Origin of the sequence: Streptomyces sp. NPDC020747, from assembly GCF_044334695.1 — a bacterium.
In the GTDB taxonomy this organism is placed as follows: domain Bacteria; phylum Actinomycetota; class Actinomycetes; order Streptomycetales; family Streptomycetaceae; genus Streptomyces.
In genome coordinates, this window is sequence record NZ_JBIRTJ010000008.1 from 212,742 (window position 1) to 239,266 (window position 26,525).

19 protein-coding genes and 2 pseudogenes are annotated in these 26,525 nt (G+C 69.7%); 7 read left to right on the forward strand and 14 right to left on the reverse strand.

The window, feature by feature from the left end; all coding sequences use genetic code 11:
• Positions 1-19 precede the first annotated feature (19 nt).
• The 6 genes from ACH4YP_RS22380 to ACH4YP_RS22405 form a co-directional block, all read right to left on the reverse strand.
• Positions 20-934 (reverse strand): carbohydrate ABC transporter permease, encoded by a 915-nt coding sequence (locus ACH4YP_RS22380; RefSeq protein WP_361056670.1) that lies wholly within the window; start codon positions 932-934, stop codon positions 20-22.
• On the reverse strand, positions 931-1,953 hold the full coding sequence (locus ACH4YP_RS22385; protein WP_398492218.1) for a carbohydrate ABC transporter permease: 1,023 nt from the start codon (positions 1,951-1,953) through the stop codon (positions 931-933). The genes ACH4YP_RS22380 and ACH4YP_RS22385 overlap by 4 nt, the downstream gene beginning before the upstream one ends.
• Positions 1,953-3,323 (reverse strand): extracellular solute-binding protein, encoded by a 1,371-nt coding sequence (locus ACH4YP_RS22390; protein ID WP_398492009.1) that lies wholly within the window; start codon positions 3,321-3,323, stop codon positions 1,953-1,955. Before ACH4YP_RS22390 ends, ACH4YP_RS22385 begins: the two co-directional genes overlap by 1 nt.
• 161 nt (positions 3,324-3,484) lie before the next feature.
• Complete coding sequence (locus ACH4YP_RS22395; protein WP_361056742.1) at positions 3,485-4,114, reverse strand: peptidyl-prolyl cis-trans isomerase; 630 nt, start codon at positions 4,112-4,114, stop codon at positions 3,485-3,487.
• A 53-nt stretch (positions 4,115-4,167) separates the two neighbouring features.
• The gene (locus ACH4YP_RS22400) at positions 4,168-8,496 is read right to left on the reverse strand and encodes an NEW3 domain-containing protein (protein WP_398492011.1); all 4,329 of its coding nucleotides are present in this window, start codon (positions 8,494-8,496) and stop codon (positions 4,168-4,170) included.
• 131 nt (positions 8,497-8,627) lie between these two features.
• Positions 8,628-9,512: a MurR/RpiR family transcriptional regulator gene (locus tag ACH4YP_RS22405; RefSeq protein ID WP_361056745.1), complete on the reverse strand. Its 885-nt coding sequence runs from the start codon at positions 9,510-9,512 to the stop codon at positions 8,628-8,630.
• Between the two features lie 258 nt (positions 9,513-9,770).
• Here ACH4YP_RS22405 and ACH4YP_RS22410 point away from each other — a divergent pair, with 258 nt between their 5' ends.
• Positions 9,771-10,544, forward strand: coding sequence for an SIS domain-containing protein (locus ACH4YP_RS22410; RefSeq protein ID WP_361056679.1), 774 nt, complete (start codon positions 9,771-9,773; stop codon positions 10,542-10,544).
• A 92-nt stretch (positions 10,545-10,636) separates the two neighbouring features.
• On the opposite strand, the gene ACH4YP_RS22415 is transcribed toward ACH4YP_RS22410, so the two are convergent.
• The 5 genes and pseudogenes from ACH4YP_RS22415 to ACH4YP_RS22435 all read right to left on the reverse strand — a co-directional run bounded on the left by ACH4YP_RS22415 (position 10,637) and on the right by ACH4YP_RS22435 (position 16,606).
• Positions 10,637-11,647, reverse strand: coding sequence for an ABC transporter ATP-binding protein (locus ACH4YP_RS22415; RefSeq protein WP_398492013.1), 1,011 nt, complete (start codon positions 11,645-11,647; stop codon positions 10,637-10,639).
• A complete protein-coding gene (locus ACH4YP_RS22420) occupies positions 11,640-12,659 on the reverse strand; it encodes an ABC transporter ATP-binding protein (protein WP_398492220.1) in 1,020 nt (339 codons plus the stop codon). The genes ACH4YP_RS22415 and ACH4YP_RS22420 overlap by 8 nt, the downstream gene beginning before the upstream one ends.
• 489 nt (positions 12,660-13,148) lie before the next feature.
• A pseudogene (locus ACH4YP_RS22425) lies at positions 13,149-14,078 on the reverse strand (ABC transporter permease); the annotation flags it as partial.
• 14 nt (positions 14,079-14,092) lie between these two features.
• Complete coding sequence (locus tag ACH4YP_RS22430; RefSeq protein ID WP_361056686.1) at positions 14,093-15,019, reverse strand: ABC transporter permease; 927 nt, start codon at positions 15,017-15,019, stop codon at positions 14,093-14,095.
• A gap of 3 nt (positions 15,020-15,022) precedes the next feature.
• Positions 15,023-16,606, reverse strand: coding sequence for an ABC transporter substrate-binding protein (locus ACH4YP_RS22435; protein ID WP_398492015.1), 1,584 nt, complete (start codon positions 16,604-16,606; stop codon positions 15,023-15,025).
• Between the two features lie 301 nt (positions 16,607-16,907).
• Between ACH4YP_RS22435 and ACH4YP_RS22440 the strand changes: the two genes are divergently transcribed.
• Complete coding sequence (locus tag ACH4YP_RS22440; RefSeq protein WP_398492017.1) at positions 16,908-17,546, forward strand: maleylpyruvate isomerase family mycothiol-dependent enzyme; 639 nt, start codon at positions 16,908-16,910, stop codon at positions 17,544-17,546.
• Positions 17,547-18,126: 580 nt separating this feature from the next.
• On the opposite strand, the gene ACH4YP_RS22445 is transcribed toward ACH4YP_RS22440, so the two are convergent.
• On the reverse strand, positions 18,127-18,894 hold the full coding sequence (locus ACH4YP_RS22445; protein ID WP_398492018.1) for a carbonic anhydrase: 768 nt from the start codon (positions 18,892-18,894) through the stop codon (positions 18,127-18,129).
• A gap of 1,461 nt (positions 18,895-20,355) precedes the next feature.
• Between ACH4YP_RS22445 and ACH4YP_RS22450 the strand changes: the two genes are divergently transcribed.
• Positions 20,356-20,721: a VOC family protein gene (locus tag ACH4YP_RS22450; RefSeq protein WP_398492020.1), complete on the forward strand. Its 366-nt coding sequence runs from the start codon at positions 20,356-20,358 to the stop codon at positions 20,719-20,721.
• A 121-nt stretch (positions 20,722-20,842) separates the two neighbouring features.
• Here the strand turns inward: ACH4YP_RS22450 and ACH4YP_RS22455 are convergent.
• A pseudogene (locus ACH4YP_RS22455) lies at positions 20,843-21,334 on the reverse strand (transposase); the annotation flags it as partial.
• Between the two features lie 400 nt (positions 21,335-21,734).
• On the opposite strand from ACH4YP_RS22455, the gene ACH4YP_RS22460 reads away from it, so the two are divergent.
• Entirely contained in the window at positions 21,735-22,298 is a 564-nt protein-coding gene (locus ACH4YP_RS22460; RefSeq protein WP_361056698.1) for a dihydrofolate reductase family protein, read from the forward strand.
• Between the two features lie 358 nt (positions 22,299-22,656).
• Here the strand turns inward: ACH4YP_RS22460 and ACH4YP_RS22465 are convergent, their stop codons facing one another.
• Positions 22,657-23,601 carry a LysR family transcriptional regulator gene (locus ACH4YP_RS22465; RefSeq protein ID WP_398492021.1) on the reverse strand — a complete coding sequence of 315 codons (945 nt, stop codon included), beginning with the start codon at positions 23,599-23,601 and terminating at the stop codon, positions 22,657-22,659.
• Between the two features lie 167 nt (positions 23,602-23,768).
• Here ACH4YP_RS22465 and ACH4YP_RS22470 point away from each other — a divergent pair, with 167 nt between their 5' ends.
• From ACH4YP_RS22470 to ACH4YP_RS22480, 3 genes are all read left to right on the forward strand, one after another.
• The gene (locus ACH4YP_RS22470; RefSeq protein WP_361056704.1) at positions 23,769-24,512 is read left to right on the forward strand and encodes an SDR family oxidoreductase; all 744 of its coding nucleotides are present in this window, start codon (positions 23,769-23,771) and stop codon (positions 24,510-24,512) included.
• Positions 24,513-25,349: 837 nt separating this feature from the next.
• Positions 25,350-26,051, forward strand: coding sequence for a hypothetical protein (locus ACH4YP_RS22475; RefSeq protein WP_398492023.1), 702 nt, complete (start codon positions 25,350-25,352; stop codon positions 26,049-26,051).
• 25 nt (positions 26,052-26,076) lie between these two features.
• Positions 26,077-26,430, forward strand: coding sequence for a hypothetical protein (locus tag ACH4YP_RS22480; RefSeq protein ID WP_361056710.1), 354 nt, complete (start codon positions 26,077-26,079; stop codon positions 26,428-26,430).
• Positions 26,431-26,525: the final 95 nt, after the last annotated feature.

Below are 26,525 nucleotides of genomic sequence, written 5' to 3' on the forward strand. Positions count from 1 at the left end.
AGCGACGGCCGACAGGTCGTCAGAGCTTCACGGCCCCCGACGAAACCCCCTTGTAGAACCACCGCTGAGTGATCACGAACAGCACCAGCACCGGAATGACGGAGATCACCGAACCGGCCATCACCACCCGCTGGTCGTAGCCGAACGACGAGCTCTGCAGGCGCGAGAGACCCAGCGTCAGCGTCATGTGTTCCTCCGAGCGCAGCACGATGAGTGGCCAGAGGAAGTCGTCCCAGGCGCTGATGAAGGTGTTGATGGTGACCACCAGGATCGCGCCCCACGCGGACGGCAGATACAGGTACCGGAAACGCTGCCATTCGCCGGCGCCGTCGAGCATCGCCGAGTCCTCGATCTCGCGCGGCACCGCCATGAACGCTGCGCGCATCAGCAGCACGTTGATGGCACCGACGAACCCGGGCAGCCACACGCCCACCAGGTTGTCGACCAGGCCCAGGTCGCGGATGCTCAGGAACAGCGACACCATGATCGACTCGAAGGGGAACATCATCGAGGCGATCAGCACGACCCAGACCGCCTTGCGGCCCTTCCAGTTGGGCTTGGAGAGCATGTAGCCGGCCGTGGTGGAGAACAGCAGCTGGCTGCCGACCGACAGGACGACCACGAACATGCTGTTCCTGATGTACGTGGCCACCGGCACCTGGTCGAAGACCGCCCGGTAGGCCCGCAGGGTCGGCTCGTGCGGAAACAGTGTGGCGTTCGAGCCGAAGACGTCCTCGCTGGTGCTCTTCAGCGAGGCCAGGAGCTGCCAGACCAACGGCCCGACGGTGATGCCGAGCACGAAGAGCAACAGCAGGTAGCGGACGACCAGTTCGCGGGGGCGGCCGTAGTCCCGCCAGCGCGGGAGCAGTTTCCTGCGCGGTGAGGTCTCGGTTGCGGTCGAGGCTGCGGTCGCGGTCCTGGTCGCGGTCGTCATGACTCGTCCTCCCTCGTCAGCCGCTGCGCGAGCAGGGTCAGCCCCAGCGTCAGCAGGAACAGCGCCACACTGACCGCCGAGCCGTAGCCGGCGTTGCCGGTGATCGGGTCGAGGCCGACGTCCTTGATGTAGAAGGGCAGGGTGCGGTCCGCGCCACCGGGGCCGCCGGTGGGGCCGCCGAGCATGTACAGCTCGGTGAACACCCGCAGCGAGCCGATGCCGGTGAGGGTGCCGACCAGCATCATGGCCTGCCGCACGCCCGGCACGGTGATGTGCCAGAAGCGGCGGACCGCACCGGCACCGTCCATCGACGCCGCCTCGTGCAGTTCCTTGGGTACGTTCCCCAGCGCGGCCAGGTAGAAGATCATGTACCAGCCGAGCCCCTTCCACAGGGTCAGGCCCATCGCGGAGAACAGGATCAGCCACGAGTCGGACAGGAACGGGATGGCGTCCCTGATCAGATGGCCCTTCTCCAGCCAGGTGTTGATCAGCCCGTCGTCGGCCAGCAGCCACTGCCAGCTCAGCCCCACGACCACGCTGGAGGCGATGACCGGGGTGTAGAAGGCGGAGCGGAAGAAGCCGATGCCGGGCAGGTTCTTCTCCACCAGGATGGCCAGCAGCAACGGCAGCAGCACCATCAGCGGTACGACGATCAGCGCGTACAGGATGCTGTTGCGGGTCGCCAGCCAGAAGTCCGAGTCGTCCAGCATCCGGGTGTAGTTGTCGAGCCCGACGAAGCTCGCGGCGCCGCCGAGCGGCTTGGCGTCGGTGAACGACAGCAGGAGCGTGTTGAGGAACGGGAACACGCCGAAGACCACCGCGCAGACGATCGCGGGGGCGGTCCACAGCCAGGGCAGCCACCAACGGCGGTACAGCGCCGCCCCGTTGGCGCCGGGAGCGGGGCCGGGCAGTACCGCCCGGCCCAGTCGTCGTACGCGGGACGGGGCCGCGCCCGGCACGGAGGCTGTGTGCTCCGCACCGGGCGCGGACACCGGCTTCGCGGTCTGTGTCGCCACGATCAGCCTGCCTGCTTCAGCAGGTCGTCGGCCTTCTCCTGGGCGTCCTTCACGGCCTGCTCGGGGCTCTTCTTGCCCTGCATGGCCAGCTGCACCTGGGACACGATCGCCTTCTGCACGGCCGGGGAGAGGTTGGTCTGGTAGGCGGTGGTGGTCTTGAGCTGCTCGGCGATGAGCTTGCGGGCCTGGGAGAAGGGGTCGCTGCCGGTCGCGTTCTGGAAGAACGGGTCGTCCAGCGAGGTCGTGGTCGTCGGGAAGATCACCACGTCCGGGTCCTTGCACCAGGCCGTCTGGTTCTTGGCGTTGGTGAGGAACTTGGCGAACGCGAGCGCCGTGGGGGCGTGCTTGCTGGTCGCGGCGACCGATATGTACTGCGGGGCGCCGGTGGTGTGGCCGAGCGCGTCGAACGGCTGCTGGCCGACACCGGTCTTGGCGTACACCGACGGGCTGTTCTGCTTCACGAAGCGCACGAAGCTCGGGTTCGTCGAACCGTAGGCGACCTGGCCCTGGCTGTACGGCGTGGAGGGGTCGTTGCTGGAGGAGAGCGAGTCCTTCGGCATGGCGCCCGCCTTGTACAGCTTCGCCATCCAGGCCACGTACTGGGCGGTCCTCGGATCGTCCGCGAAGACGGTGGACCTGCCGTCGGGGGAGAGCGTCTTGATGTTCATCTGGTCCCAGTCGGAGGGGATCCGCCAGATCGGGTTGGCCATCGTCGCGAAGTACTTGCCCTTGGCCGTCTTGGCGATCTTCTCGAAGTCGGCGAACAGACCGAAGATGGTCTTCGGCGGCTTGGCCGGGTCGATACCGGCCTTCTTCAGCATGTCGGTGTTGTAGGTCAGGAGGACACCGCCGGTGTACCAGGGCAGGACGGTGTGCGCCGCGGTCCCGGAGGCGTCCTTGTAGGTGCTCGACTTCCAGAACGCCGGGACGAAGGGCTTGGCGGCGTCAGGGTCCTTGACGCCCACGTCGAGCAGGTAACCGGCCTTGGTGAGGGCGGTCGCGGTGGGGGCGTCGACGTTGATGACGTCCGGCATCGTGCAGCCCTGGGCGTCGGCGACGGTGCGCTGGGTGAACGTGTTGTCGCCCGGGTCGTCGATCCACTTGACCGAGGTGCCGGGGTTGGCCTTCTCGAAGTCCTTGATCACTCCGTTGAAGAAGTCCCCGAAGTCTTTCTTCAGGTTGGTCGTCTGGAAAGTGATCTTTCCCTTGACGTCACCGGTGAGCCGGCCCGACCCGACGTTTCCCTCGTCGACCTTGCAACCGCCCGCGGTGGCGCCGCCGTCGTCGGAGCCGCCGGAGAGGCCGCAGCCTGCGGCCGTCAACGTCAGTACGACGAGCCAGGCCAGGGATCCGGTCAGTCTTCTTGCGCGCATTGCTGCCCTCCTGAGACCCAGTCTGCTGCTGGTTCAATTCACCAACTTCGACTCCGATTGATGAAAAGGTGGACCAGAATTCATCGGAGGTCAATGGGTGCTGTGTTGCTTTTAGGTTCCGGACGCGGTCGGCGCGCGGTCAGTACACGGCCGCCGGGCGGTCAGTGCCGGTGCTCGTGGTCCGGGTGCGACGGATCGCCGGGGTGCTCGTGCCCGGCGGCGTACACCACCCCGGCGCGCGCCCGGTCGAGCCAGGCGAAGAAGGCACGCCGGCCGGCGGACCGGCGCAACTCGTGGGCGACGCCCTCACGTACGCCCTCGTACGGCAGGTGGTCCGAGGTGTCCGCTCCGCCGAAGGGGTCGACTCCGCGTCGCAGGGCGTCCGGGGTGAGGAAGCGGTCCGGGTTGCGGTCGTAGTAGTCCCGTACCGCCGACTCCGGCACGTCCTGCTCGCTCTCCAGCGCGGCGAGCAGGACGCGCGCGGCAGGGGAGTGGGCGAGCACCGCGGCGACGATGCTGCCGAGATCCGCGACGTCCTCCTCGGCCACGGCGAGTACCTGGGCCGGCCGGACTTCTTCGGGAGGCCTCAGTCCGCGCTCGGCGCAGGCCCGGCGGGCCAGTTCGTCCACGACGACCACCTGGGTCGCCCAGCGCCGCCGCTGCCGTTCGGCGCGCGCCGACGCGTCGGGCCGGGTCACGGGATCGCGCGGCGGTACGACCCTCAGCAGCGCGTCGACACGCGACGCGGCGAGGGCGTGGCCGTCCACGAGCGCGGCCACGCCGTCGGGCAGGTGGACGGGCGCGTGGCCACCCGGTGGATGCGAACGCGCGTGTACGTGATCGCTCACGGCAGCACCTCCAGCGGTACGGCCTCCGTGTAGGCGACGTTCCCGTGCCAGGCGACCTTCGCCATCAGCCAGTACGACCCCGGTGGCACCGCACGGCCGTCCACCTCGATCGCGTACTCCAGCCGCTCCCCGGCGGCCACGGTGAAGCCCTGGCAGCCCGGGTTCACCCCCGGCCAGGTGCCCCACGACGACACCGCCCACAGGGTGCCGTCGACCGGACCGCGGGTGGTGTTGCGGACGGTCACCGGAACGCGGCCGAGCTCGCCCGCGTGCACCCTGATCCGCTCAACTCCCAGGCCGGTCACGAGAGTCGGGCCCGTACGGCCGTCCGGCTCGCCCTCCGGGACGGTGCCCGGCACGTCGAGGGCCACGACGTCCTCGTACGTCTGACCGCCGTACGACAGCCGTGCGGCGAGCCAGTGGCGGCCGGGCGCGGCGTCGGGGGCCGGGGTGACGGTGACCTCGGAGAGGGTGAAGCCGCCGGGGCCCAGCGCGTACGGCAGTTCGACGGGCTCGGCGGACCAGCCGGGCGGTACGCGCAGGGCGACCGTGCCCGACACCGGGGCGTCGGTGAGCTCCGAGCTGACGCGGACCGTCGCGGTCACGGGGCCGCCGGAGACGGTGAGCGCGGTCGGCGAGACGTACACCGCGACGGGCATGTTGCCGCGCGGGGCGGGGCCGGAGTTGTGCAGCCAGTACCGGGTGTGGACGGGTTGCGCGGGCTCGTGCGCGGCGACGCCGGGGCCGTGCGGCGTCCGTCCGTCCCCGGGAGTCGCCAGGACCGTCGCGACCTCGAACCCGGTCAGGCCGACGTCGAGAACCCCTTCCTGGTCCGGGGCCAGCGGTGCCCCGGGGTTCTCCAGGACGTCGGCGCGCGCTCCGGCCGTCCACGCCAGCGGGCCGCGCACCCGGGCCCGGACCGGACGACCGGACACCTCGTGCATCCGTACGACGACTCCGCGGCCCGGGTCCGCCGGGGCCACGCTCCCGCGGGCCAGCGGCGAGCCGACCGGCTTGAGCGCGTCTAGCAGGACCTCGCCCTCGGGCTCCAGCCCCAGCAGGGTCGCTCTCCTCGGCAGGACGGGTGCTTCCGCCTCCGGGAACGCGTCCGACGCATCCGATACGTCCGAGGCGTCGCCGTCGCGCAGCCGTGCCGTGAGCGGGTGGTTGAACGCGTGGCCGGTGCGCGGCAGTCCCAGCTTCCGCCAGTCGCCCTCGCCGCCCACCACGGCGTACTCGAAGGTGTGGGACCAGCGCTGGAGCTGGAAGGCCGAGCCGTCGGGGGCGGTTCGGCGGGGCGGGTCGATCCAGATGCCCGAGGGCCAGCCCGTGCACGAGCGCATCAGCGACATGTAGAGGTCCCCGGACGAGGTGACCACACAGCCGGGTGTGCCGCGGTTGAGGACGGCGAAGCTGCGGCCGTCCCAGGCGTCGCCCGGCGGCAGGGCCTCGCCGCCGCCCGCCGCCGTGGCCCGCAGGATCGCGTCGTCCAGGTCGGCCACCAGCGCGTCCACCGCCTTGGCGTCGTCCTGCGGGCGGGCGCCCGCCACGACGAGCAGCGGCAGCCGTTCGAGGTCACGGAGATCGGCTCCGGGGATCCACTCCTCGCGCAGGCTCGCGCGCGGCGCGACCCAGACGGCCGCCACGCCGTGCTCGGCCAGTTGGCGGCGCAGCTCGCGTCCGGCGGCCGGGTCCCAGCCCAGCGCTTCGGCGACGACCGTGTTGCGTTCGGGGCCGCCGACGGCGATGCGGATGTCGGGCAGGTTGGAGTCGATCTCCAGGTCGCCGTAGCGCGGTCCGTCGGCGATCGTCGAGGTCGCGGTGACGCCCGCGCGGACCAGGGCCGCCGCGAGCGGGGTACCGAGTTCACCGGCCTCGTCCCAGGAGGCGTGGACGAGTTCGGCCACGCCGATCGAACGGTGGCCGAGCAGCGCGCCCGTGACGTCGCGGATCTCGGCACGGGCCGTGGAGCCGAGGCCGAACCAGGTGTTGGCCGGGTTGTCCAGCGTCCAGGGGAACCGCTCGCTGTCGACCTCCACGAAGCCGAACCCGCGCCCGATCACGGCGTCGGCCACCTCGTGCACCGGCAGCCCGCCCCGCACGTCGGAGGGCCAGCGGACCCGGATCAGTCGGTCGGCGCCGTCGTAGCCGTCGATGGTGGTGGACACGTCGAGGCGCGCGACCCCCTTCCACAGGCACAGCCGTTGTGTGTAGCGGAAGAGGCCGAGGTCGGCGGTGACGGTGACGCGGGAACCGGCGGGGGAGTGCTCGACCCGGACGACGGCGGTCACGTCGCGGCTGCGGGCGGCCGTGGTGCCGGTCGGGGTGAGATGCCAGGGCCCTTCACCGAAGCGAGGGTGTCGCGGGTACTCCTCCTGTACGACCAGCTCGTTGCCGATGTCGCCCGCGCGCAGCAGGTCCCGCCCGCCCTCGGTGAGCGCGCGCAGCCGGCTCACCCCGCCGCCGCGTCCCGGGTCCACGGTCAGCTCGTAGAACTCGTTGCCGATCGTGGTGCCTTCGCCCGGCACCCACTCGGAGACGGTGCCCCGCGCGAGCGGGAGCGCCTTGAGCCCCATGCCGGGGACCTCCGGCACGATCACGCGCAGCTCGCCGTCCTCCCGCACGGCGGGCAGCGGAAGACCCGTGTCGTCGAGCGGTACGAGTCCGGGGTCGGCGACGGTCAGTACGTCCTGCCGCCGCCAGGTCGCGGAGTTGAACACCACCAGGTCGGGGCCACCGCCCGGCAGCGGGGCCACGTGCCGGGCGAGGGCGTCGGTCGCGTCGGCGTGCACGGTCCCGACGAGGTCCGCCAACTCCCGCCACCCCGTGAGCAGATCGATGTAGACCTGGTCGGACTCCGAGCCGGTGATGGCGTCGTGATGGGCGCCGTAGATCAGCTGCCGCCACGCCTTGTCGAGGGCCGCGTCCGGGTAGGGGTGCCCGGTGACGAGCGAGGCGAGTGTCGCCCATGCCTCGGCGTCGGCGAGCAGCGTCTCCCCGTACCGCTGGGCCTGCTTGGTGTCGGTGTAGGAGACGTCCTTGCCGGTGTAGACAGGGTTCATGTCCCGGGTCTGCGGTGACGCCGTGCGCCCCTCGGCGTCCAACTCGGCCCGTACGGCGGCGAAGAAGTCCCGCGGTACGGCGCTCACGAAGCGCGGCCAGACGTAACGGGCGTTCCAGTCGCGGTGGATGTCCATGACCCAGCGGCACGGCGGCGCGTAGTCCCCGCCTACCGGGAGCAGCACGTTGCGGGTGAGCGCGACCTGCTTGAGGCCCTTGAAGAGCTTGAGCGCGGCTGCCTGGGCTTCCGGCAGTGTCGGTGCGTTGTCGATGGCCCAGCCCGCGCCGTAGTGGTTGACCATGTACGCGGTCAGCAGCCCGCGCCCGGACGGAGCGATCCACGAGAACTCGGCGGGGAACTGCATCCGGTTCGGGTCCCTGGGCTCCTCGCCGAACACGGACAGCGTGGGACCCCACTGGTGGAAGGGGCCGCGCGCCCACGAGCTGGAGGACAGCCCCGCGTCGGCCATCAGCCCGGGGAACTGCGGGTCGTGCCCGAAGGCGTCCAACTGCCAGGCGGTCTCCGGCGACGCGCCCATGACGGCCCGCTGGAAGCCGTCCCCGTAGACGGCGTTGCGGATGGTGGCCTCGGCGCCGGTGAGGTTGGTGTTGGGCTCGTTGTAGGTGCCGCCCATGATCTCGACCCGGCCGGTCCGCAACAGCTCCCGCAGAAAGGCGCGCTCTTCCGGGAAGGCGTCCCAGTACGGCTTGAGGTAGTCGACCTCCGCGAGCACGAAGGTGTACGCCGGGTCGCGGCGAGCCAGGTCGCAGTGAGCTCGGACGAGACTCATGCCGGACTGGCCGCGGGAGTCGAAGGTGCGGGCCGGCAGGCCGGAAGCGGCCGGGTCGTCGGCGACGTCCCAGGTCTCGGTGTACGCGCCCTGAGTGTTCCACCAGACGGGGTCGTAGTGGAAGTGGCTGACCATGAACATCGTCCAGCCCGGCTCCGCAGCCATGAACTCGGCGGGGTGCACGGCTACTTGAGCCTCGTCGGTGGCGGTCGTGTCGGTGGAGATCACGTCCGTCGCGGTCACCGAGATGTCGCGGCGCTCGCCCGGCGCGAGGCCGGTGCGCACGGGTATCTCGGCGCGTCCGGTGCCGTCGTCGGCCACCGTGACGAGGGCCTCCCCGGCGACACCGGAGCCCTCGACGGTGAGACGGACGGTCCGGCCGGGGGTGTGGCTCAGCTCGACGGCCACGATCTGGCGCGGCTGCTCGGTGGTTCCGACGAAGAGCTCGGTCGACTCGACAGAGGTGACGCGCATGGGGCTCCTACGAGGATGCTCGGCGGAGCACCATCGTGGCACCGAGGGGATGGTTCAAACAACCATCCTCAGGTTTTCTCGGTGGTTCATCCATACATTGTTGGCCGTCGCCGGTCATTGCTCGGCCGGGATCAGCGGGTCCGGCGGCTCTTCACCGTGTGCTGCGGGGTGATGTGGTCGGTCAGCGCCAGTGAGGCGCTCGCGCGCTGGTAGGAGAGCTGGGCGACCCGGACGTACAGGCAGTCGATGAGGACGAGCACGGAGTGCCGGCCGCCGATGCTGCCGGTGCGGAAGCTGGTCTCCGAGGTGGCGGAGATCAGCCGGATGTCCGCGGACCGGGCCAGCGGCGAGCGCGGGTCGGAGGTGAGTGCCACGGTGGTGGCGCCGCGCTCCTTGGCCAGCTCGAAGGGCTCGATCGTCTCGCGGGTCGCCCCGGAGTGCGAGATTCCGATGGCCACGTCCGCCGGGGTGAGCAGTGCGGCGGAGGTGGCCGCCCCGTGCACCTCGTTCCAGCCCCGCACCGAGCAGCCGATGCGGAAGAGCCGCGTCTCGGTCTCCTGGGCGACGGCGCCGCTGCCGCCGACGCCGTAGACGTCGATGCGGCGGGCACGGGCGACGGCCTGGGCCGCGCGCTCCAGTGCGTCGAGGTCCATCCGGTCGATCGTCTGCTGGACGGCGCGCAGGTCGGCACTGCCGACGACGGCGACGACGCGTTCGAGAGCGTCGTCCGGGGAGATCTCGGGGCCGATCTCCGCGCTGCCCCAGTCGGACACCTCGCCGCGACCGCGTTCCTGGGCCAGCTCGATCAGCAGGTGCTGGTACGAGTCGAGGCCGATGGCACGGCAGAACCGGGTCACCGTGGCCTGTGACGTGCCCGTACGGCGCCCCAGCTCGGCGGCGGAGGAATGGGTGACCGCCGCGGGATCCGCCAGGATCAGCTCGCCCACCTTCCGGAGCGAGCCGGCCAGCCGGGGCAGCTCGGTGCGGATCAGCGAGGTGACGTCCGTCGGGGGCATTCCGTTGCCGGCGCCGGTCCGTTCCATGGGGTACCCGATCTCCTCGGTGGTGCCTGCTGTGCAGCTGAGAATGTATCAGCCACCCACCATCTCGCAGATTGAATCTCAGGACCAGAGACGCCTCTGGTCCGGGTTCGGCCCGGGGCGCGGTGACGGCGCCGGTGGAGGGGGCGTTGCCCGCCGCTCGTGACCTATGGTTTATTCATTCAAGTAAGCTCGTAAGGGATGGTGGTTTCATCCACCGGTGGGGAGTGCCGTGTGTCCGTCGACTCTGTGAACGCCAGCGGGTTTGCGCGTGAAGGCTTGGACGCCCTGAACCGCATCGCCGCGTCCGCCCGGTCCGCCGAGGGCGAAGTGCGCCGCGCCGCCGAGCTGATCGCTCACTGCGTACGGACCGACGGCGTCGTCCACGCGTTCGGCACCGGGCACTCCCAGGCCCTCGTTCTGGAACTCGCCGGACGTGCCGGGGGGCTCGTGCCCACCAACCGGCTGAGCATCGCCGACCTCGTGCTGTACGGCGGCGACGACCCGAGCGTCCTCGACGACCCGCTCCTGGAGCGCAAGCCGGGCGTCGCCGAGCGGATCTACGACCTCGCCGAGCCCCGGCCCGAGGACCTGTTCGTCATCATCTCCAACTCGGGCGTCAACAGCGTGATCGTGGAGATGGCTCTGCGGGCCAAGGAACGCGGTCACCGGGTCCTGGCCATCACCTCGCTGAGCCACACCCGGGCCGTCCCCGCCTCCCACCCCAGCGGCCGAAAGCTCGCCGACATCGCCGACGTCGTCCTGGACAACGCCGCGCCACGGGGAGACGCCCTCCTCGACCTCCCCGGCGGCGGCTCCGTCTGCGCCCTGTCCACTCTCACCGGCGTGATGCTCGTCCAGATGACCGTCGCCGAAGCGGCCTCACAGCTGCTCGCAGCGGGAGTGAGGCCGCCTGTGTACGTCTCCGCCAACGTGCCGGGCGGATTCGAGGGGAACCTCGACCTTGAGCGGCGGTATGCGGGGCGGATCCGGCGTACGGCCAGCTAGACGCTCCACTCGGTGGCGCGGGGACCCCGCGGGTGGGCGCTGCCGTCCCCGACCCTCGGGGACGTACCCCGCCCCTCGGCGAGAGGCCGACCTCAGGAGGTCCCTGCCGCCGCGGTCGCCTCCTCCAGTGGGAAGTGGCAGGCCGCCCTGTGATGGGCGGCCTCGGGCGTCGGCGCGGGGGAGGTCTCGGCGCAGATGTCCTCCGCGCGCCAGCAGCGGGTCCTGAACCGGCAGCCGGACGGCGGGTCGGCCGGTGACGGGATCTCACCGGTGAGCAGGATGCGCTCCCTCTTCGCCCCGCCCCCGGTCGCCAGGGACGGCGCAGCCGACAGAAGCGCTGCCGTATAGGGGTGCCGCGGCTGCTCGAACAACTCCTCCGCCGGACCCGTCTCCACGATCCTGCCGAGGTACATCACCGCGACCCGGTCGGCGACATGCCGAACCACGGACAGGTCGTGCGAGATGAACACGTACGCCAGTCCCAGCTCGTCCCGCAGATCACCCAACAGGTTGAGCACCTGGGCCTGTACCGACAGATCGAGCGCGGAGACGGGTTCGTCGCACACGATGACGTCGGGCTCAAGCGCCAGGGCGCGGGCGATCCCGATCCGCTGCCGCTGGCCCCCGGAGAACTCCTGCGGATGGCGACGTGCGTCGGAAGCACGCAACCCGACCATCTCCAGCAGCTCACCCACACGTGCCGCGCGCTTCGCTGCGGGCACGAGATCGCGGTGCGTGAGCCACGGCTCGCTGATCAGATCCGCCGCGCACAGCCGGGGGTTGAGCGAGCCGAACGGATCCTGGAAGACCATCTGCACCTTGCGGCGCCAGGCGAGCAGCCTCGCCCCCGACAACGAGAACGGATCCACTCCGTCGAATCTTACGGAGCCCGCGTCTGGCCGCTCCAGCATCAGCAGCACCCTGGCCAGCGTGGTCTTGCCGCAACCGGACTCGCCGACCAGGCCGAGCGTCTCCCCGCGCTCCAGGCGCAGATCGACCCCTTCGAGCGCGCGCAGCCTGGTGCTGCCCTTCGCGGTACGCGGAACCGCGAAGCTCTTCGTCAGGCCGGTGGCCTCGAGCAGTGTCGTCCCGGGCTCAGGCATCGGCCAGTTCCTTCCCGAAGTGGCAGGCGGCGGCGCGGTCGGCTCCGGTCCCGGCCAGCACCGGACGGTGTGTGGCGCACAGGTCGCGGGCCATGGGGCACCGCATGCGGAAGGCGCAACCGGATGGAACGGAGCGGAAGTCGGGCGGGCTTCCGGGGATGGAGCTCAGTCGGGTGCCCTTGTGCTGCTCGGCCGGTACCGACTCCAACAGGCCCCGCGTGTACGGGTGGTTGGGCTTGCCGAACACCTCGGCCACCGGGCCGGTCTCCACGACCGTACCCGCGTACATGACGGCGACCCGGTCCGCGTGCTCGGCGACCAGGCCGAGGTCGTGGGTGATGAGCACCAGGGCCATCCGCTGCTCGCTCCGCAGTTCGCGCAGCAGGTCCATGATCTGGGCCTGCACGGTGACGTCGAGCGCCGTGGTGGGCTCGTCGGCGAGCAGGACCTTCGGCCGCAGCGCGACCGCCATCGCGATCAGCAGCCGCTGGCGCATGCCTCCGGAGAACTGGTGCGGGTAGGCACCCGCACGCGAGCGCGCCTCCGGGATACCGACGCGTTCCATCAACTCGATCGCCTTCGCCCGCGCCGCGCGCCGGGACAGCCGCTCGTGGATACGGAACGGCTCAGCGAGCTGCGCCCCCACCGTCTGGACGGGGTTGAGCGCACTGAGCGCGTCCTGGAAGACGATGGCGAGGCCCGGTCCGGCGAGCCGACGCCTGGCCCGTGCGCCGAGCGCGAGCAGGTCCTCGCCCTCCAACAGCGCCTGCCCGCCCACGACTTCGGCGGCCGGATCGAGCAGCCCGGCCACCGCGTGCGCCGTCATGCTCTTGCCGCACCCGGACTCGCCCAGCAGAGCCAGCGTCTCACCCGAACGCACGGCGAAACTGACGCCGCGTACGACGGGGACGGGCCCCGCGGCGGTACGGATATCGACCGACAGGTTGTTGACGGCCAGGGTGTCGGTGCTGGTTGAGGCATGGCCGCCGGGGGTGGCTACCGCTCCCGGGATCGCCGGGACGGGCTCGGCCTCTGCGTCGGGTACCGCAGGCGGACGGGGCGCGGCTTCCGGTCGGGGTGCGGCCGGGGGGCGAGGCTCGGGTTCGGCCTCGGGTGAGACCGGGACGTACTCGGTCTCCGGCCCCGACGGGGCTGGGCCGGCCTCGGCCCCTGCCGGCTCGGTTACGGCGGGCTCGGTTGCGGCGGGCCCGGTCCCTGGCTCGGCCGGGGTGGATCCGGTCCCACTCCCCGTTTCGGCCGGGGCGGGTGCGCCCGTCGGCTCGGTTGCCGTCGCGTCGGGCTTGCTCTGCGTCCCCGGCACGGTCGTTGTCGGCCCGGTCTTGGCCCCTGCCACGACCGCGGCCGTCTCGGCCGTCTCGGCCGCCGAGGCCCGACCGGCCCCCGTCCCCCCGGTCCCCGGCCGGCGGAGCCGACCGCGGCCGCCGCGGCGCAGGCCGTGCCGCCACCGCTGGCCCGGGTCGGTCGCGAGGCGGGCCCAGGCGGCGAGGATCGTCGCCGAGACGGTGGTGATGACGATGGCGAGCCCGGGGAAGACCGCGATCCACCACGAGCTCTGCAACTCCTGGCGCCCCTGAGCCACCATCAGGCCCCAGCTCACATCCGGCGGTTGGATGCCGATGCCGAGGAAACTCAGCGACGACTCGGTCAGCATCACGAAGCAGAAGTCGAGCGCGGCGACGGTGAGCAGCGTGGGCAGCACCGTGGGTGCGACATGGCGTCGGATGCTCGCCCAGCTGCTGGTGCCGAAGGTGCGGGCCGCGTCCATGAACAGGCGGCTGCGCAGCTCCGCGGACTCGGCCCGCGCCGTGCGCAGGTACACGGGGATCCGGGCGACGGCGAGCACCAGCACGATCCCGGAGGCGCTCGGCGAGAACACGTACAGAACGACCACGGCCAGCAGCAGGGACGGGAAGCTGAGGATCACGTCGGCGATCCGCAGGGACACGTTCTCGCGCCAACCGCCGTGGTAGCCCGCCCACATGCCCCAGACCGAGCCGACGACGAGCGAACACAGCACGGCGGGCACGGCCACGGACAGAGTGGTGCCGGCCGCGGCTATCAGCCGCGCGGCGACCGGTCGGCCCAGGGAGTCGCTGCCGAGGAAGAACGCCCAGCCGTGGTCGAGGCTGAAGGGCGACCGCCCGGGATCGCGCAGGTTCTGACGTGTCGCCAGGTCCCCGATCAGCAGTGGACCCAGTACGGCGCACAGCGCGACGCCGAGCAGGATCAGGGCCGCGGCGAAGGCGAACCGGTCCTGGAGGAGCAGGGCGAGCCACTTCCGCCGAGCCGTCATCGTCTGGTCGGTGCCGGGACTCGTACCGCTGCCGTCGTCCGCGCCCTTCGGGACGTCGCCGCTCTCGGCGCCGTCGCCCCGGCCGTTGCCGCTCTGGCCGTTGTTCTTCTGGAGCATGTCACTTCCTTGACTCACGCCGCCGCCCGCTGCCGGACCCGCGGGTCGAGGACCGCGTGGCAGATGTCCACGAGGATGTTGAGCGCGAAGATCACCAGGGCGGTGAGGAGTACAGCCGCCTGCAACACCGCGAAGTCGCGCTGAAGAACCGAGTCGATCATGAGCTTGCCGATGCCGGGCCAGCCGAAGATGGTCTCGACGACGACGGCGCCGTTGACCAGTCCGACGGCGAGGTCGCCCGCGACGGTGAGCGCGGGTGCGGCCGCGTTGCGCAGGGCGTGCCCGAAGACCACCCGCACCTCGTTGGCGCCCTTGCTGCGCGCCACCTTCACGTACGGGGCGGAGAGCGCGGAGACCATGGCGCCGCGCACCACCTGGACCAGCACACCGAACGGGCGGATGAGCAGCGTGGCCACGGGCAGCACCCAGGCCGCCGCGCCGCTCGTGCCGGAGGTGGGCAGCCAGCCCAGCGTCACCGCGAAGACCAGCACGCCCATGATGGCGAACCAGAAGTCGGGGACGCTCGCGGCCGTCGAGGACAGGAAGCTCGCGATCCGGTCGGTCGCCGAGTTGGGCCGGTAGGCCGCCAGGCTCCCGATCACCACGGCACCGACGATGGCGAGCAGCATCGTCCACCCGGCCAGCTGGAGGGTGGCGGGGAAGGCCCGCAGGACCGACTCGCTCGCCGACTGGGCGGTGCGCAGCGACTCGCCGAAGTCGAGGTGGGCGACCTGGACCAGGTAGTCGCCGAACTGGTTGATCAACGGTTGGTCGAAGCCGTTGCGCGCGGAGAACTCGGCCCTCATCTCCGGTGTCGCGCTGAGCGGAAGATACAGATTGGCGGGATCTCCGGTGAGCCGGGCCAGGAAGAACACTCCCAGGACCACGACCAGCAGGGGAATGACACTGGAGACCGCGCGGCGACGCAGCATCGTGAACATCGGTCAGCTCCTCCCTCGGTCCGCGCGGCGCATGTCGGAGAGCCGCATCTCGTCGTTGGTGGCCGAGTCCGGCCGGTAGCGGACGTTCGGGGAGAGGGCGAGGATGCCGGTCATGTTGGCCATCACGGCGTCCCGTACGACCTCGTCGTTCTGGTGGGCGAACGCGTCCGCGAATGCCTTCTGTCGCTTGTCGTCCGACGCGAGCTGCGCCTGCTTCGTCAGCGCGTCGAGTTCGGGGGTGCCGTAGCTGCTCTGGGCGCCCTTGCTGCCGTAGATCTGTCCCATCGTGAACGCGGCGTCTCCCGCCTGGTTGCCGTGCTGTGCCTGGAGGAGGGTGGGGCCGATTCCCTTGGGGAAGGGGCGCAGCAGGTACTCCAGCCAGGCGTTGACGTCCAGCATCTTGATCTTGACCTTCAGTCCGGCCTTGAGCAGGCCGTCCTGCACGACCTCCATCGCCTCGGCGGCCTTCGGGTAGATGCCGGTGCGGCCGATGATCGTGATCGTGGTGTCGGTCGGCACCCCGTCGGCGCGGGCCTCGGCGACCAGCCGCTTGGCGCGCTTCGGGTCGTACGGCCACGGCTCGACGCGCGGGTTGTAGCCGGTGACGCCCTTCGAGACGAGCTGACCGCTCGGCCGCCCCGAGAAGACCGCGGTGACCAGACCCTCCCTGTCGACGGCGTAGTTGATGGCCCGCCGGATCCGGACGTCGTCGAGAGGCGCCTTGGTGGCATCCATCCGCAGGTACGAGACCTCGTTGGTGGTGAACTCGACGGCCCGGTCGCCCGCCCCGTCCTCGGGAGCGAGCCCGATCGCCACGTCCGCCTCGTTGTTGGTGACCATGGCCGCGCGTACGCCGCCCTCCGCGCGCCAGACGTACTTGGCCGCCGCGTAGTCGGGGGCTTCGCCCCAGTAGCCGGAGAAGCGTTTCAGACGGAGGAAACGGCCCTGGCTCCACTCGTCGATCCGGTACGGACCGGTGCCGATCGGTTTGCGCACCCTGGAATCGGGATCCGTGCTCGTCGGCACGATCTCGACGAAGGACAGGCGCAGCGGGAGGATCGGGTCCGGCTCGGCCGTGGTGACCTCAAGTGTGGTGTCGTCGACGGCCTTTGCGGTGATCTCGCTGTCCGTGAAGATGTATCCGTCTACGTTGCAGTCGATGTCCGAGTCCGTGGCACGCTTGATCGAGAACGCGGCGGCCCCGGCCGTGAACGGAGAATCGTCATGGAACTTGACCCCCTCGCGCAGGGTGAAGGTCCACGAAGTGGGTGAGTTACGCGTCCACTTGGTGGCCAGTGCCTGTTCCAGTCGCCCGGTGGACGGGTCCCGCTCGGTCAGCGCCTCCGTGATGTTGGCGCGCGTCACCCGGCCCGTCGCGGTGAGCGAGGCATCGCAGGGCTCGAGGGTCGGGGGCTCCTCGGGCAGTACGACGCGCAGAGTGTCGGGGCCTTCACCGATGGGGTCGCCGCCGGCCACCGAGCATCCCGAGACGGCGAGCAGTACGCCAACGGACGCGAACGCGCCCGCCGTTCGCCCCCGGCGGATGCGGGTGGCCGAACGAGTGCGTACTGAGCCTGGGTCAGTCACTGTTCCTCCGCGCTGTTCTACGACCATGAGCTTTGTCCACAAGGAAAAACATAGTTTAGATATGTGGACGCTCATTATTGAGGCGGTGGCGTCGAAGGCGTCAAGGGGTGTGCAGCAAGCGCTTAATTTCGGCGGGTCGGCACGCACGCAGGAGTCTTCATATGTGAACGACGGTGTGTGGTGAGGCGTGGGTTCGGGAGGAGGTGTGTGCGCCAGGTCACATGACACGGTCGATCAGATCGGCTGAGACATCCGGTCATACCAGCGACATCACACGCATCCCATGTGAGGAGAGCCGGTCATGGACCGTGAACGGGTACTTTCCTGGACGAAGGCCGAACGACTCGGCCTCGCCGACTTCCTCGACGATCTGGAAGGCGCCGACTGGAAAGTGCCATCACTCTGCACCGGCTGGACCGTGCACGCCGTGGTGGCTCACCTGACCCTGTCGACGCGCACCACATTGCCCGGCATGCTCAAGGGGATGGTCCGGGCGCGGGGCGACTGGGAACGGATGGAGTTCGACGCGGCGCGGCGGCGGGCGGCCGACTTCGGTCCCGCGGAACTCGTCGCGCAGTTCCGCGAGACAGCGGCCTCGACTCGTCGGGCACCCCTGTCCGCGCCGTTGGATCCGCTGGTCGACGTCCTGGTCCACGGCCAGGACATCGCACGACCACTGGGCCGCGTGCGCCCCACTCCTCAGGAGCAGACGATCGCGGCCCTGGAGCACGTCCTGGACAGCCCGTTCTACGGCGCCCGCAAGCGCCTGCGGGGCGTACGACTGGTGGCCACGGACGCGAACTGGTCGAGGGGCGAGGACGAAGGCCAGGACGAGGCCCGGGGCCCGGCAGGCGACCTGCTCCTCCTGGCGACAGGCCGAGCCGCAGGACTGTCGGCCGTCTCCGGCCCGGGCGCGGAACGGCTCGCGACGGTGCTGTAGCGGTTGCGTCGGCGGGGGTGACACGAGGCGGGGGCGGCGTACGGCTGGGCTCCGCCGGTGCTCAGGTGGAGGCGCCTGCCGGTGCTCAGGCGGAGCAGCCGGAGACGCCTGACGATCCGAAGGCCAGGTCAGACGCCTCTTGCTGTGGGTCTTCACCGTGGCTCTTCACCGTGGCTCTTTACCGCGGCTCTTTACCGTGGGTCTAGAAGAAGCCCAGCTTCTTCGCGGAGTAGGGCACGAGGAGGTTCTTCGTCTGCTGGTGGTGCACGGGTGACAATCCGGCCCACAGTGCTGCAGACCATGCTCGGTCTCCCGCGTTCCTCGGCGGAGACGCCACTGCCTGGCCGTGCGACTGCATGGCCAGGCAGTTTGCGCTGAATGTCCAACCAGAGTGAGTGATACCGAGCGAGCCAGGCTGCCTGGGGCAGCGTTCGTCGGGCTCCGCCGCAGCGACGGGACGTGCCGAGCGTCATCGGTCCTGCGCTGTCCGCATCGTGCTTTGGTTCGCCATTGCCATGAGCAACCGCGTCGCTGAGCTGAGGCGAGGACGGCGTATGCCGGGCCGGGACGGGTCTGGCCGTCAGGCCGTGGGTACGCCGGTCAGGACTTCCACCCGGCCGGTGTCGAGCGAGTAGTAGGCGCTGACGACGGCCAGGTCGCCCTTCCTCACGAGCGGGGCGAGGTCGCTGTTGGAGCGCAGGTCGGCGGCGGTCTGCATGACGTGGTTGCGGGTCATGGTGTCGACCGGGTCGTCGGTCTTCCCTTTGAGGGTCGCGCGATAGGCGGGCCGTAGGGCGTCGGCTATCGACTGCAGGTTGCCGGGCAGCTTCTTGCCAGTGTTCATGGCTCCGTAGGCCGCTTTGATGGCGCCGCAGCGCTGGTGCCCGAGTACGACGATCAACGGAGTTCCGGATGTCATGGGTCCGTATTCGACGGAACCGGTGACCACGGGTCCCACCACTCCGCCGCCGGTGCGCAGTACGAACAGGTCACCGAGGCCGGTGTCGAAGAGGAGTTCGGGCGGCACCCGGGAGTCGATGCACGAGAGGATCACGCCGTAGGGGTCCTGGGCCTGGGCGACGAACTCGCGGCGGCGGGGGTCGCGGTCGGGGTGCTGGAGGGCGCCGTTCACCCAGCGCTTGTTGCCTTCCATGAGCCGTGCGAACGCGGCCCGGGAGGAGTTCGGCGCCGCGCTCGCGGAGGGGGAGGGGACCTTCGCCGCCGCCCCGGCTGTCGTCGCCGGGCCCGTACTGTCCGTCTTCGACGAACAGCCGGTGACCAGGGCCGCGGTGGCTGCCAGCCCTCCGGTGAGTATGGCCCTGCGCTGCGGTTGCCCAACACTTCTCATAGGTCTTCCTTTTCTCTGACTGACGTGCCGGATCGACCCAGATCAGGAGGCAGGTGGGACTGGCTCTGACTGCGGAGCCGCAGCCATCCCTCTGTCACTCTCCGGATGGTCATCGGCATCCCACGACCGTGGCCGTCGGCTTGTGACACGACCCAGGTTGGCGACGCGAAAGTTGACGCTCAACCCCCTCTCACCAGGGGAATCAATCCCTCAGAGGGACACCGGTTTGCTTCGCGTGGCTGTTCCGTGGCCGTCATCAACGCCACATCTCGCGGGCCGGCACGACGTCCGATCGGCGCGGAACGCATGGTGAGTCGATCCCCCACCCGGGACGCTCGGCGGTGGCTCACGCGAGAGCGTGTCGTAGCAGTCGGCCCCCGAAGCCGGAACCGGTAGGGCCCGGCCGGCAGATCCCCAGCGGCGTCGTCATCCTCGCCGCGATGGCGGTCTACAGCTGGGAGTCCAGGCTCCGCGGCCAGGTCTGACCCGGCCTCTCCGTTCCTGCTTGCCTCCCGGCGATCCCGGAACGCTGCCCCGCATCACCACTTCCCGGGACACCGGACATCAGAAGGGCTCCCCATGAACAGTTCCACGCACCGCCTTGCCCTTGCAGGCGTCGTGGCGGCATCCGACGGGATCGTCCGAGCGGCCCTGCTCGCTGGTCGCGGCGGTGCGGGCGGCGCGGGCGGCACGGTCGCCTCCGGCGTGGGCGGCGGTGTGAAGGGCACCAAGGTCCTGAAGGGCACCAAGGTCCTGAAGAGCACCCGCCTGTCCCCGCGGGCACCTGGACATCGGTCGAGGCCAGCGGGGGCTGCTCGCCGCAGCGGCCCACACGGCAGCCGGCAGAGGGCGATGGACAAGCAGTTCTGTCCGCTGTCATCCAACCGAGGCGTTCAACAGCGAACCCAGTCGTTTCGGCTCCCCTACCAGTGGACCTGGTCCTACGGGGCGAGGGACTTGGAATACCGAGTGGCCGTACCGGCTGGCGTGGATCTTGCGGAGGCGTACGTCGAGTTGTCCTACGCGGACGCTGTAGGTGAGCGACGACGGCGTCCGCTGTTCGACTGCGTGACGGCCAGGTTCGAGGACGTGGCACCAGGTACGGTCGTTTCGCCGGTCGCGTGGTCAACGGCATTTCCAGAGCTGGTACTGGGCGGCAACGACCGGGCAGCCTGTTATTGATCTGCAGCTCCTGGAGAGCCCGCGCGGCGATCGCACCGAGGCGTCGCGACATGCTGCAGCTCTACCGAGCCAGGACCCCTCTGAGCGTCAAGTGAAAGAGCACGGTCGGGTCTTCCACCAGGGTATGTATCGAAAGCGCCGGTCACAGCCACCCGTTGCTCTGAGGCAGGGGTAAACCGCTACTTCAGCGGTGGATGTGGCGAGTACGGTGTGGCTGTGGGCCGGTGATCGCGTGCAGCGAGGGCTCACGGAGTCAGACGGGCGGACGCGAAGGAGCGGATGGTGCCAGGCGCTGTACTGCGAGGGGTGACTCTGGACTGTGCCGACCCGCGGACGCTGGCGAGCTTCTACGCTGCACTGACCGGGATGCGCGAGCTCTTCAGCGCGGACGAGTTCGTCGCTCTGACGGACGACTCCGGCTGCGATCTGGGGTTCCAGCGGGTCGACGGATACCGGGCTCCGCAGTGGCCGGGTCAGGACGTGCCACAACAGTTCCACCTGGATTTCCGCGCTGACGACCTGGATGCGATGGAAGAACTGGCGTTGGAACTCGGCGCGGCCAAACCGGACCATCAGCCCGGCGACGGACGCTGGCGGGTACTTCTGGATCCGGCCGGCCACCCCTTCTGCCTGACGTCTTCCTGACATCACCGGCGTGACAGGCATCCCCCGTCAGAGGCCGTAGCGCTCAGGCTCGGGCGAGCGGATCATCGCGGATCATCAGCCGCTGGCCGCCTCGGAGAGGGCGTGGCGGCAGCTGTGCTGGTCACAGCCACTCGTTGATGGCCGCTACCAGGGCGGTTGCCTCGTAGCGGACCGCGAGTTTGTCGTACCTCGTGGCCACGGCGCGGTGTCTCTTGAGGCGATTGATGCCGCACTCGACGGCGTTCCGAGCCATGTAGTCCTCCGGGTCGAACTTCGGTGGACGGCCGCCGTGGGAGCCGAGTTTCCTTCGGCCGCGGGCCTGGTCAGCCTTGTCGGGGATGGCGCACTGGATGCCGCGTCTGCGCAGGTAGGAGCGGTTCTTGCCGGAGGCGTACGCCTCGTCGGCGCGCACCCGCCTCGGCCGGCTGCGCGGTCGGCCCGGCCCCAGCCGGGGCACCCGGACGCGGCCCAGAACGATCTCGAACTGCGGGGAGTCCCCGCGCTGCCCGGCGGTGATCACGATGGACATGGACATGGACATGGACATGGACATGGGTTTCTGCTCCTGCTCGACGGCCAGGTGCAGCTTGGTGGTCAGGCCGCCGCGAGAGCGCCCGAGGTCGTGGTCGTCGGGCTCGGCAGATCCCGCAGACGGGCCGCTTCAGGTCCCTCGCCGCCCGGATCGACGTACGGCGGTCGGCGGGGTACGGGATCTCCGTAGCAGCCAGAGGGCACCGGCTCCGCTCGCCGCACTGGCTCAGCCGCAACCAACGGGCGTGTAGGCCTCGCCGCCGACGACATGTCGATCTTCTGTGACCTGCTGGTTCTCTGTTGTCTCACCGCGATGTCACCCAAGACAGTCTCAGATCGATGCCATTTCCTCGGCGGAACGATGAGTCTGCGGCTGAGCCACCGAGCACGAGGACTACCTGCGGGCTCGGATCGCGGACCGATGAGTTTCACGCGCCGCGCCGGTCTGTACGCGTGAGACCGACTCACGAGAGGCTGGCGCCATGCGGAAACTGATCTACGGCATGAACCTGAGTCTGGACGGCTACATCGCCGCGCCCGGCGACGACATCGGCTGGGGCGTGCCGAGCGACGAGCTGTTCCAGTTCTGGTCCGACCAGTTGCGGGCGACCGACCTGTCGCTGTACGGGCGCAAGCTGTGGCAGACGATGAGCTCCCACTGGCCGACCGGCGACCAGCAGCCGGGCGCCACCCCGGCGGAGATCGAGTTCGCTCGCCGCTGGCGGGACATGTCGAAGGTGGTGTTGTCCTCGACGATCGACAAGGTCGACTGGAACACCCGCCTGGTCACCGGCGACGCGGTCGCCGAGATCACCCGGCTCAAGGCCGAGGACGGCGGCTCGATGGACATCGGCGGCGCGACGCTCGCCGGGGCGGCCATGCGGGCCGGGCTGATTGACGAGTACGTGCTGGCCACCGTGCCGGTCCTGGTGGGCGGCGGCACGCCGTTCTTCACCGCGCTGGACAACTGGGTGAACCTGAACCTGGTGGAGACGCGGACGTTTCCCGGCGGCGTGATCCTGACCAGGTACGAGACGAGGCGCTGAGCGCCCGTCCGGGAGTCACGGGCCATACGCTCCGCCGGTGACACCGGAGGAGCCGGCTCGGTTGCGCCGCGCACGCGACCTCATGGACCGCGGGCACGCCGAACCGCTCGAAGTGCCCGCCACGGTGCGGGCCGTCCTGATGTGGCCTTCGCGCTCCGCCCGTCAGTTCCCCGCCGACGCTGAACTGCAAGTCTCATGGCAGTGGCATTTCTGCCGGCCACCTGCCAACTGCCGTGAGATTCCGCCAAGGCTTTTGAGACCCTACGTCGCTTGTAGGTTCTCGGTTTTGCTGTCAGGTGACGGCGCTGTGACCTGTTGACCTTCTCCTTGTCTCAGGCCGCGTCGCTGGACGGCCGTCTCAGGAAGGTGTCATTTCCTCATGCCGGGGTTCGAGGAACCGGCGCGAGGATTCCCGGAAGTGGGCTACGAGCGGGTTGCGGTCGCCAGCGCGGCTGGCGACGACCACCTGACAGGGCTCGATGTCGTCGACGGTGATGGCGGCGAGGTCGTCCCGGAGCGTGTAGCGCCGGTCATACGCAGGTACGACGGCGACCGCGCGCCCATCCGCGACGCCTTCGAGCTTGTCCTCGAAGGCGTCCACGAGCGGCGGCCCGAATGGGGCCGGGTTGCCGTCTGACCGGGATTCGAGCCGCCAGAACCCGGTCCAGACCGCGGCCATGCCGGCACAGGCCGACAGGGGTTCGTCGGCGAAGTCGTCCTGCCTGACCGACTCCTTGTCGGCGAGGCGGTGGGACGCGGGCACGAGGAGTACCCGCGGTTCGTCGTAGAGGACGGTCACACTCAGGTCATTGTCCGGGATGGGAAGCGGCGCGCGGGCGACGAGCACGTCGACCCGGCCGTCGGGAAGGGCGCGGGTTTCGTTCCAGTCCAGATGCCGGGTGCGGACGTGGGCGTCGGGATGACGGCGGCGCAGGTCCCGCACCGCGGGAGTGATGACGAGGTCCTCGACGTACCCGATGGTGATCGTGCGCGGTGGCGCCGCGGCGCGTGCGGCCCGCACCGCCTGCTGGGCGGAGTGCAGGAGTGCCTGCGCCTGGGGCAGGAAGGCCGCACCCGCCGCGGTGAGAGCGCTGCCCTGGGTGGTGCGCTCCAGCAGACGCACGCCGAGGGCGTCCTCCAGCCGCTTGATCTGACGGCTCAGGGAGGGCTGGGCCACGTGCAGCGCGGTCGCCGCCCGGGCGAAGTGCAGATGCTCGGCGACGACCGTGAAGTACCGCACCAGCCTCAAGTCGAGGTCCGTGCCGGGATGGAGCGCCGGAGCGGGCGAAACCTCATCGGACATGCAGACACCCTACTCGTGCCACTCGTGATGCCGATCCTGCATGAGGGGGTGCGAAACAGGTCTTGGACGCCCTGCCGCAGACGGCTGTTGACTCGATGCCGTCCCTCCGTGGCCGCCCCGGAGGGGCATGATCCGCAGGCCGATTCCTGGAACAGAGGATGTCCACCATGGGCAAGTACGAGGGCAAGAACGCCGTGATCACAGGAGGCAGCAGCGGGTTGGGCCTGGCCGCCGCCCGGCTCCTCGCGGGCGAAGGGGCACGGGTGCTCATCACCGGGCGCAATCAGGCTGCGCTGGATACCGCCCGCGACCAGCTCGGCGACAGCGCGAGCGCGGTACGCAGCGACGCGTCGTCGTTGGCCGACATCGAAGCGCTGGCCGACTGCGTGAAAGCCGAGTTCGGCACGGTCGACGCCCTGTTCGCCAACGCGGGTGTGAACGGATTCGCACCGTTCGAGGCGACGAGCGAGGAGCTCTTCGACGAGTTGCTGACGATCAACGCCAAGGGCCCGTATTTCACGGTGCAGAAACTCGTCCCGCTGCTGGCCGAGGGTAGTGGCGTGGTGCTCACCACCTCGGTCGTGAATGTGCTGGGCCTTCCCGCGCTCAGCGCATACGCGGCGAGCAAGGCGGCCCTGCGCTCGATGACCCGCAGCATGGCCCGCGAGCTGCTGCCACGGAAGATCCGCGTCAACGCGGTCAGCCCCGGCCCGATCGACTCCGGGATCCTGGAGAAGTCGATGCCCCCGGAAGCGGCGGAACAGACGAAGGCACAGATGGCCGCGGACGTCCCCATGCTGCGCGTGGGCACCCCCGACGAGATCGCCAAGGCAGTCGCCTTCCTCGCCTTCGACGCCACCTTCACCACCGGCGCCGAACTCGCCGTGGACGGCGGCGGTTCCCAACTCTGACAGGCGTCTCCGCCATGGGCGGGAGCGACCCCACGCTGCGCTCCCGCCCGTGTCGTCCCTCCCGGACGAGCGAAGATCACGCCTGCCAGTCACAAGTCCGTGCCGCATCCGCCCCCGGGCGCGACCTTTGCCGAGGGGCCGGCGGTTAAGGGCGAGAGAGTCGGCGAAGCCGACGGTGACATGGTCGCCTGGCTGCAGCGTGTCGCTTCGCCGTCTCTTGAACCCGGGCCGAGCACGCGATGTCGGGGGCTCATGAGGCTTCCTGAAAGTGGTTCAGACAAGATCTTCGTGGAGCGTGACGGAATGTCAGCTACCTGGCGTCGTCACCCAAGTGTGACGAGCTTCTGGATATAGCGTTTCCGCACCTGGAGACGGTGCTGGTGGAGCGGGTGTTTGTCGAGGGTGGCACGGCGTACGTCACCGCGCGTACTCGGGACGACCTCGTAGTGGACTGCCCCGGCTGCGCATGGCCGCGCATGGCCGCGCATCGTATCCACGGCCGTTACCAGCGGCACCTCGCCGATACCGCCGTCGCCGGGCGCCCGTCGTCATTGACCTGTCGGTCCGCCGCCTCATCTGCGATCGGCCAACTTGCCTGCGCCGTACCTTCGTTTGGCTGACCGCGCAGCCCGGCGCCGAAGTCATCTGCCGTGACCGCGACAGCAGTTACAGCCTCGCTGCGACCACGGCCTGCCCAGATGCGGTGCAAGTTGCTGATCGACGGCACTTGTTCCTGGGCTTGTCCCGGGCCGGGCGGTCGAGCAGGTCTGTCACCAGCACCGCGGCTACCTCAAGAAGCACGCAGAGCGGGGCCAGGGCCGTCCCGTTCAGCCGCAGGTGCTCGATGCCCTGCCTCCGACGTTGATCATCCAGCGTGTCCTGAACCGGCACGTGGAGATCAACCGCATGGCCAATATCGGTTACCCGGTCAGCGAGATTGCCCGCCGCCTGGGCCCGGACCGCAAGACCGTGCGCCACTCCCGCGACAACGGCCTCGACACCCTGCTCGCCTCCGCCCGCGACCGCCACAGCGTCCCCAACGACCGCTTCAAGCCCTTCCTGCACGCCGAGTTCGCGTCTGGTCGAACCAGCGGCAAGGAGCCATTCCAACGCCTCCACGAGCAGGGCTACCGGGGCGGCCACTCCACGCTCACCCGCTACCTCCGCACCGGATCATGCATGCCCGCGAGAACCTGTCACCACGCAGCGCCGCAGGGCTGGACGAGGTATGGCTCGCCTGCCCGGACATCACCGCGACCTGCGACTTCGCCCGCGCGTTCGCCGACCTGCTCCGACATCGCCGAGGCCCCCGGCTGGAGGACTGGATACGCGAGGCCGAACGAACCGCATCGCCGCCCATTAAGGGTTTCGCGGGGGTTCCTGCGCCAGGACCTTGATGCCGTCACCGCCGGCCTCACCCTCCTCTGGAGTTCCGGCGTCGTGGGGGGACACGTAAACCGCGTGAATACGCTGAAGCGAGCAATGTATGGGCGAGCCTCGTTCGACCCCCTCCGGATCCGCATCCTCACTCAGTCATGACCCGGCGTACCCGATACTTACGCAGGTGGGCACACCTACCAGCGATGACAGCGACCGGCCGCTCGATACCGCACTGGCCGACATGGCCAACAACGTCTGCGGCATCCTCGCAGGGGGTGTCGATCCCGCCCAGGTGGCATCCCGCTTGGGCTCGCTCGGCTGGAGGACACGGTCGGCCTCCTGGTACTCCGACGAAGTCGAAACCGCCTGGTGCCGCATTGAAATCGATCAGACCGACGACGGGACAACCCTGATCAATGGTGTGATCGACCCTCAGCGGATCAACGACCTGTCCACGCACCTTGCCCGATTCGGCTGGCAGCACAGCCTCGAACTCTCCGACGAGGACGACAACGTCGTAGTAGAGCTACACCACTGATCGGCAGAATCACGAAACTGCGGCCAGAGCCGAATTCACAGATCCTCATCACGCTCTCACGCTCGACGAGCACGCCCTTGAGCCGGCGAAGCGCC

What these genes read in the sequence shown, in the direction of transcription:
- ACH4YP_RS22440 (WP_398492017.1), top strand. Translation starts at nt 16,908, where the DNA reads ATGGACCGTGAACGGGTACTTTCCTGGACGAAGGCCGAACGACTCGGC.
- ACH4YP_RS22430 (WP_361056686.1), bottom strand. Translation starts at nt 15,019, where the DNA reads ATGTTCACGATGCTGCGTCGCCGCGCGGTCTCCAGTGTCATTCCCCTG.
- ACH4YP_RS22470 (WP_361056704.1), top strand. Translation starts at nt 23,769, where the DNA reads ATGGGCAAGTACGAGGGCAAGAACGCCGTGATCACAGGAGGCAGCAGC.
- ACH4YP_RS22445 (WP_398492018.1), bottom strand. Translation starts at nt 18,894, where the DNA reads ATGAGAAGTGTTGGGCAACCGCAGCGCAGGGCCATACTCACCGGAGGG.
- ACH4YP_RS22415 (WP_398492013.1), bottom strand. Translation starts at nt 11,647, where the DNA reads ATGCCTGAGCCCGGGACGACACTGCTCGAGGCCACCGGCCTGACGAAG.
- ACH4YP_RS22460 (WP_361056698.1), top strand. Translation starts at nt 21,735, where the DNA reads ATGCGGAAACTGATCTACGGCATGAACCTGAGTCTGGACGGCTACATC.
- ACH4YP_RS22380 (WP_361056670.1), bottom strand. Translation starts at nt 934, where the DNA reads ATGACGACCGCGACCAGGACCGCGACCGCAGCCTCGACCGCAACCGAG.
- ACH4YP_RS22400 (WP_398492011.1), bottom strand. Translation starts at nt 8,496, where the DNA reads ATGCGCGTCACCTCTGTCGAGTCGACCGAGCTCTTCGTCGGAACCACC.
- ACH4YP_RS22390 (WP_398492009.1), bottom strand. Translation starts at nt 3,323, where the DNA reads ATGCGCGCAAGAAGACTGACCGGATCCCTGGCCTGGCTCGTCGTACTG.
- ACH4YP_RS22465 (WP_398492021.1), bottom strand. Translation starts at nt 23,601, where the DNA reads ATGTCCGATGAGGTTTCGCCCGCTCCGGCGCTCCATCCCGGCACGGAC.
- ACH4YP_RS22405 (WP_361056745.1), bottom strand. Translation starts at nt 9,512, where the DNA reads ATGCCCCCGACGGACGTCACCTCGCTGATCCGCACCGAGCTGCCCCGG.
- ACH4YP_RS22450 (WP_398492020.1), top strand. Translation starts at nt 20,356, where the DNA reads ATGGTGCCAGGCGCTGTACTGCGAGGGGTGACTCTGGACTGTGCCGAC.